The 6454-nt window shown below is 68.1% G+C and carries 6 protein-coding genes and 1 pseudogene; 5 read left to right on the top strand and 2 right to left on the bottom strand.

Annotation, left to right across the window (positions count from 1 at the left end):
* Window positions 1–28: 28 nt before the first annotated feature.
* On the bottom strand, window positions 29–604 hold the full coding sequence (locus VIW71_RS12670; protein ID WP_331622226.1) for a hypothetical protein: 576 nt from the start codon (window positions 602–604) through the stop codon (window positions 29–31).
* Window positions 605–804: 200 nt separating this feature from the next.
* Here VIW71_RS12670 and VIW71_RS12665 point away from each other — a divergent pair, with 200 nt between their 5' ends.
* Window positions 805–966: a hypothetical protein gene (locus VIW71_RS12665; protein ID WP_331622225.1), complete on the top strand. Its 162-nt coding sequence runs from the start codon at window positions 805–807 to the stop codon at window positions 964–966.
* Window positions 967–1139: 173 nt separating this feature from the next.
* Window positions 1140–2392 (top strand): annotated as a pseudogene (locus tag VIW71_RS12660) (IS3 family transposase).
* Between the two features lie 206 nt (window positions 2393–2598).
* Here the strand turns inward: VIW71_RS12660 and VIW71_RS12655 are convergent.
* Window positions 2599–3120 (bottom strand): hypothetical protein, encoded by a 522-nt coding sequence (locus VIW71_RS12655; RefSeq protein WP_331622224.1) that lies wholly within the window; start codon window positions 3118–3120, stop codon window positions 2599–2601.
* A 253-nt stretch (window positions 3121–3373) separates the two neighbouring features.
* Between VIW71_RS12655 and VIW71_RS12650 the strand changes: the two genes are divergently transcribed.
* From VIW71_RS12650 to istB, 3 genes are all read left to right on the top strand, one after another.
* Entirely contained in the window at window positions 3374–4003 is a 630-nt protein-coding gene (locus VIW71_RS12650) for a class I SAM-dependent methyltransferase (RefSeq protein ID WP_331622223.1), read from the top strand.
* Window positions 4004–4205: 202 nt separating this feature from the next.
* Entirely contained in the window at window positions 4206–5621 is a 1416-nt protein-coding gene (gene istA / locus VIW71_RS12645) for an IS21 family transposase (protein ID WP_331622222.1), read from the top strand.
* The gene (istB, locus tag VIW71_RS12640; protein WP_331622221.1) at window positions 5618–6391 is read left to right on the top strand and encodes an IS21-like element helper ATPase IstB; all 774 of its coding nucleotides are present in this window, start codon (window positions 5618–5620) and stop codon (window positions 6389–6391) included. Before istA ends, istB begins: the two co-directional genes overlap by 4 nt.
* The last annotated feature ends 63 nt before the right edge of the window (window positions 6392–6454 follow it).

Here is a 6454-nt window from a genome sequence, read left to right as displayed (position 1 = left end):
GGCCCCGACCCTCCGCCGCGCTGTGCTGTCAGCTGGCGGGCAGGATCTTCCAGAGGGTGACGTTGGTGTTGCCGCGGTTGGAGTAGGCGTTGGTGTCGACGTCGTAGCGGGCACCGGAGGCGCTGCTGGTGCTGTTGGTTTCCAGGAAGCCGCCGCAGTTGGCGTAGGTGTTCCACAGCTGGACGGTGTCGTTGAAGCGGACGAGGCCGTCGCCCGGTGAGCTGGTCTGGTCGAAGATCTGCCAGCGGCTGCTGTTGCCGTCGCGGTCCTTGCCGTAGGCGGTGGTGACGTCGTAGATGCCGCCGGACTGCTGCTGGCCGCTGCTGGCGCCGCCGCTGACGTCGAGGTAGCCGCCGTTGCCGCCGTAGAGGTTGCGCAGGTAGATGATGTCGCCGCTCTTGACCGCCGCGCCGGTGGCTGCGCAGGATCCGGAGACGATCTCCCAGGTGCCGCTGGCCCCGTCGCGATTGGCGACCGTCGCGGTGGACACCCTGTACTGTCCTCCGGCAGTGTTCGCGCCGCCGTTGACGTCGAGGTAGCCCCCATCACCCCCGTAGAGGTTCTGCAGGTAGATCCGGTCCCCGTAGTGCAGTTCGTTCGCCATGTGCCGATTTCCCCTTTCATGAACTTCCCGCCGGGAGCGCGCCGTTGGGCGCAAGGTCGATCCGGTCCCGGCGATGGATCATCCTTCCGGCAAGCACCACCGACACGCCCGGGCGAACCGGACGATCACACCTTCGTAGGGAAAACCCTGACAATGCGCCGCGGGGTCGGGGGGGCTGGTCAGGGGATGGGGCGTAGGTGATGGTCTGGCCGGGACAGGAGTCGGCGGCCGACGCCGCAGCCGCGACCGCGGAGCTGCTGGAGGACTGGTTGCGGCTGTTGGGCCCCGACCACCCCGACACCCTCGCCAACTGCGCCTACCGGCGGCAACGAAGCGACGAGGGCACGGGTACCCCAGGCTGACGCAACCCGCCGCACCCGGCGGGAAACCATCACCCTTCCGCCGGGAAACGATCACACCGGCTCGACAACCCCGCAGGTCAGAGAATTCCGTCGCTGCCCCTCCTCCACGTGCTTTTGGTCCGGCCGTGGGGCCTCCCCCTGAGTGGTGGACACGCTGATACTGGATCTGCTTGATCCGGAGGAAGCGAGAAGACCGCTCGGACGAGTTCAAGGCCGATGCCGTGGCCCTGTACGAGTCCACGCCCGGGGCGACGTACTAGAGCATCGCCGCCGACCTGGGCATCAACCGGGCCACCCTGCGTGAGTGGGTGCTGCGGGACCGCGAACGCCGCGGTGTCGCCGCCGCTACCCCGTCTGCGGGCGGGACGCCGGCGGCCTGGGCTGAGCAGACGGCATCGTCCGCCAATCCGGACGAGCGGATCCGGCAGCTGGAGGCCCGGGTGGCCGAGCTCGAGGCGAGTGAGCGGAAGCTGGCGACTGAGCGGGACATACTCCGCAAGGCGGCCAAGTATTTCGCCGGGGAGACCAACTGGTGAGTCGCTTCCAGTTCGTCGCCGACCACCGGGACGCCTACGGCGTGAAGCGGCTGTGCGAGGTCTTGGACCTGAACCGGTCCAGCTACTACAAGCGGCTTGCCGGCAGTAAGGCGAGGGCGTCCCGGCAGAGCGAGGACCGGCTTCTGGCCGAGCGGATCCGCGGGGTCCATGGCGAGTCCGGCGGCGCCTACGGCTCCCCACACGGGTGACCGCCGAGCTGCGCGCGAAGGGCCTGAGAATCAACGAGAAGCGGGTCGCCCGCGTCATGCGGACGTTCTCCATCACCGGCATCCGCCTGCGCGGACGCGTCCGCACCACCGTCCCGGACCCGGCAGCCTCACAGGTTCCGGACCTCTTCCAGCGGGACTTCACCGCCACCGAGCCGGGGCGGAAATACATGGGCGACATCACGTATCTCCCGCTCGCAGGCGGGGAGTTCCTCTATCTCGCGACCGTGCTGGACTGCTTCAGCCGCAAGGTCGTCGGCTGGTCCATCGCCGACCACATGCGCACCAGCCTGGTCGCCGACGCACTGCAGATGGCGGCCTTGACCCGCGGCGGCCTGGACGGCGCCGTGTTCCACTCCGACCACGGGGCCCAATACGGCTCGGGCCTTCGCCGATCTCTGCGACCAGCTCGGGGTGACCCGGTCGATGGGTGCGGTCGGCACCAGCGCGGACAACGCGGCCTGCGAGAGTTTCCACGCGTCCCTGAAACGCGAGACCTTCCGGGGAGCCCGCGACTACGGCGACGCCGGCACCTGCAGAAGGACGGTATTTGCCTGGCTGGCCCGCTACAACACCCGCCGCCGGCACTCCGCCAACGGCCACCTCAGCCCCAACGAATACGAACGCCGACACGACGCGGCTAAGCTCACGCTCGCCGCGTGATCAACGAAGTGTGTCCACCATCACGGGGGAAGGCCCGTGCTGCCGGAGGACTTCGACCGACTTGAGGACATCGCCGGCGACGCTCTGCTGGCTTTCACGCGCTGGGCGTTGATGCAGATTCCGTTGAGCCCCCTTCCTACGGAGTAGCAGGTGCAGTCGGCTGGCCTCGGCCTCCATACGTTCGGCCTCGGCGAGGATCGCGGCACTCACCGGCCAGCCTCGGGGCGGACCTTCCCGTAGCGCTCCCACGCCGCCTGCTTGGAGATACCGAGCGCTTCGCCGATCTGCGACCAGGAGTGATCCAGGTAGCTGGCGCGTAGGGCAGCGTCGCGGGCCTGGCGGGCGAAGTTGCCCTCCGACATGCGGATCGCGGCCAGGGCGGCCATCGGCTTGTCCGCCTGGATCAGGGCGTCAAGCTGTTCACCGACGTCGCGGATGTGCTTGGCGAGGGCTGCCGGGATGGCGCTGTCTTCGATGAAGATGATGTGCTCATCGCGCCACTCGGCCATTGCTGCCCGCTCGGCCTCGCCCTCCTCGTCCGTGATCACGTGTGCCTCACCGCCCTGATAGCCGCCCTTCCCCTCCATGCCGGGAGCGGCGGAGGCGCCGAGCCAGCCGCAGCTGCACGCGGCCACCAAGCCCACGGGAACGATGAATTCAGGGTCGGACTCGTCCAACACATCCCGGGTACTGAACACATGCCCGTCGTACTCAATGGTCGTCTTCATGGCCGTAAGGTTTCCATTACGGCTGGGCGTCAAGTCGAATCGTCAGGTTTCCATTACGGAAATGATCATCAGGTTGGTCGCAGGTCTCCGGCCGTGGTACTGGTGTGATCGCCTAATCGACTGTCGCCGGTCCCCGAGGAACCCAGCCAGCTGGTGGTCTTGCTGAGGTAGCCGAGCGAGTCCGCTACGACGGTGCGGGATTCGGCATGGGGCCGGAGAACAGCTGTGAATGGGGGGTGTTAACTTCCTTCCCGTGGCGGAGCACCAGGACGAGACCAGGGCGGCTTACGACGGGGTCGTCGAGCTGTATGCCTCGATGTTCACTAGTCAGTTGGAGACACGGCCGTTCGCGCGGAACATGATCGGCACCTTCGCCGAGCTCGTGCGTGGCACGGGGAACCTGCGGGTAGCCGACGTCGGGTGCGGACCCGGTCATCTGACAGCCATGCTGCACGACTTGGGGCTGGACGCCTTCGGGCTCGACCTCTCCCCGGCCATGGTCGACCACGCTCGGCGGGCCCAGCCGGCGCTGCAGTTCGACGAAGCGCGAATGGAGGCCCTGCCAGTTGAGGACGGCGCGCTCGGCGGCGTGCTGGCCCACTACTCGATGATCCACACCCCACCTGAGGAACTACCCGCGTTGCTCGCCGAGCAGGCGCGTGTCCTGGCACCAGGTGGCCTGCTCCTGGTCTCGTTCTTCGCGACCGAAGCGCCCGAGCCGGTCCGCTTCGACCACAAGGTGACGCCCGCCTATAGCTGGCCGGCGGACCGGTTCGCCGAGCTGCTGGCCGGGACCGGGCTCGTCACATTCGCCCAGCTACTCCACGACCCGGTTTCCGAGCGGGGGTTCCTCGATGCCCACTTGCTGGCCCGCCTCCGCTAGAGCACATGGCCTTCACAGGTGGGGACTGTTGCTGGCTTCCTCGCGGAACCAGCGAAGTTGGGAGCCCTGTCGGCGTACGGGCTGTAGTGCAGAGGTGCGTACGGGTTGATCTGCAGAGCTGACACGGCGTGTCGGGGTGGGGTCCGGCGTGCTGAGAGGAGCCTGGCGCTGACGGTATGAAGCGTCGAGGAGGGCCCGACGGATGTTGCTGGAACCGGAGCGGTGGCTGGAACTGCGGCGTTTCCGGGCTCTGCATGAGGCGGGCGCGAGCATCTCGGAGATCGCCCGGGAGACCGGCCTGAACTGGCGGACGGTCAAGAAGTACCTGGAGAGCGACGGGCCTCCTGAGCCTCCGGCTCCGGCGCCGCGCTCCGATCTGGGCAACCAGGTGATCAAGCCGTGGGCGCATGTGATCGACGCCTGGCTGCGGGCCGAGGTGCTGCTGAAGGCCGCGGTGATCCATGAGCGTCTCGTCGAGCAGTACGACTTCCCGCACCACTACCAGCGCGTCAAGATGTATGTGCAGCAAGCCCGCCCCAGGATCGCGGAGGAGCTCGGATACACCCCGCGGGAGCTGGCGAAGCTGCACCGGCGCTTCGAAGTGGTGCCCGGCGCCCAGGCCCAGGTCGACTGGGGTGACGAGGGCGGCATCCTGGCCCATGTCGGGATCCCGAAGGTCTACTCCTTCCACATGGTCCTGTCCTACTCCCGGGATCCGTTCTGCTGCTTCACCACCAGCCAGAACCTGGCGGCGTTCTGGGAATGCCACCGCCGGGCGTTCGCGCATTACGGCGGGGTGCCCGGCGTGATCGTCTACGACCGGACCAAGACCGTGGTCCGCCGCCATGTCGCCCCTGGTGAAGCGGTCCCCCTGCATCCGGAGGCCGTCGCGTTCGCCGGGCACTACGACTTCGACATCGACGTGCTGGCCGCCTACCGGCCCACCGGCAAGGGCCGGGTCGAACGCCAGGTGACCATCGTCCGTGATCACGTGCTGGCCGGCCGGGCCTTCTCCGGCCTGGACGACCTGGACGGGGCTTTCATGGCCTGGGTCCCCCAGCGCCGGGCCCGCACCCACCGCACCCACGGCGAAGTGATCGGCGTGCGAGCCGCACGGGACCACGCCGCGCTGCGGCCGGTGCCCGCCCGCCCCTACATCGTCGCCGACCGGTTTCTGCGGCACGTGGCCAAGGACTGCCTGGTCGCCTTCGACGCCAACCTCTACTCGGTTCCCGCCGTCAAGGTCCGCCACCGACAACTGGTCGAGGTCAGGGCCTCGGCCGCCACCGTCGCACTGCACTCCACCGTGCCCGACGCCCAGGGCATCACGCTGTTGGCCGTCCACCCCCGTGCGGTCGGACGCGGCGCCCGCATCGTCGACCAGTCCCACTGGCAGGGCCTGCCCGACGGACACACCCGCGCCACCACCACCGATCCCGGCACCCCCACGACCAGGCCGGCCCGCACCGGCACCGAGCCCGGCGGGCTTGTCTCCCTGCTGACCCGGGCCCGGCCCGCACACGTCCACGTCGGCACCCGGCCGCTGGCGCTCTACGACCAGATCACCGGCACCCGCCCCTTCACCGCCACCTCCACCGACCCCAAGGACATGCGTTGAGCGAGCTGGTCACCGCCCGGATCCGCGCCACCGCCACCAAACTCGGCCTGCCCCACCTGACCCAGTCGCTGGCCGAGCACGTCCACCGGGCCGACGCCGGCCAGATGGCCTACCTGGACTTCCTCGATCTGGTCCTGGAAGAAGAACTCGCCGTCCGTGAAGAGCGCCGCTTCCGCCATGCCCTGCGACTGTCCCGGCTGCCGCACTACAAGACGATCGAGGAGTACGACTTCTCCTACCAGCCCGAACTCGACCCCAGGAAAGTCAAGGACCTGGCCACCCTCGCGTTCCTCGAGGCCAAGGCCAACGTTGCCCTGCTGCGCCCGCCCGGAGTAGGAAAAACACACCTCGCGGTCGCCCTGGCGGTCGCCGCCTGCCGGGCCGGCTACACGATCTACTTCACCACCCTGGACGACATGGTCCGCCAGCTCAAAGCCGCCGACTCCATCGGCCGCCTGGCCAGCAAACTCCGCACCTACCTGCGGCCCAGCGTCCTCGTGGTCGATGAAGTCGGCTACCTCCCGCTGGAGCGTGACAAGGCCAACCCCGTCTTCCAGATGCTCTCCAAGCGCTACGAAAAGGGCTCCACCTTGCTGACCTCGAACAAAAGTTTCAGCGAGTGGGGCCAGGTCTTCGGCGACGACGTCCTCGCCACCGCCATCATCGACCGCCTCCTCCACCACTGCGAGATCCTCGCCATCAACGGCGCCAGCTACCGGCTGAAGAACCGCCTCACTGCCATCGAAGGCGGCATCACCGCCGTCAGCTGACACCAGCTCAAGCTCTGTACATCAAACCGTACATACCTCTGCACTTCAGGCCGTACGCCGACA

The sequence above is a fragment of the Streptomyces sp. genome, from assembly GCF_036524955.1.
Lineage (GTDB): Bacteria > Actinomycetota > Actinomycetes > Streptomycetales > Streptomycetaceae > Actinacidiphila.
The sequence above is the reverse complement of the archived record's forward strand: the minus strand, read 5'-3'. Positions and strand labels throughout refer to the sequence as shown.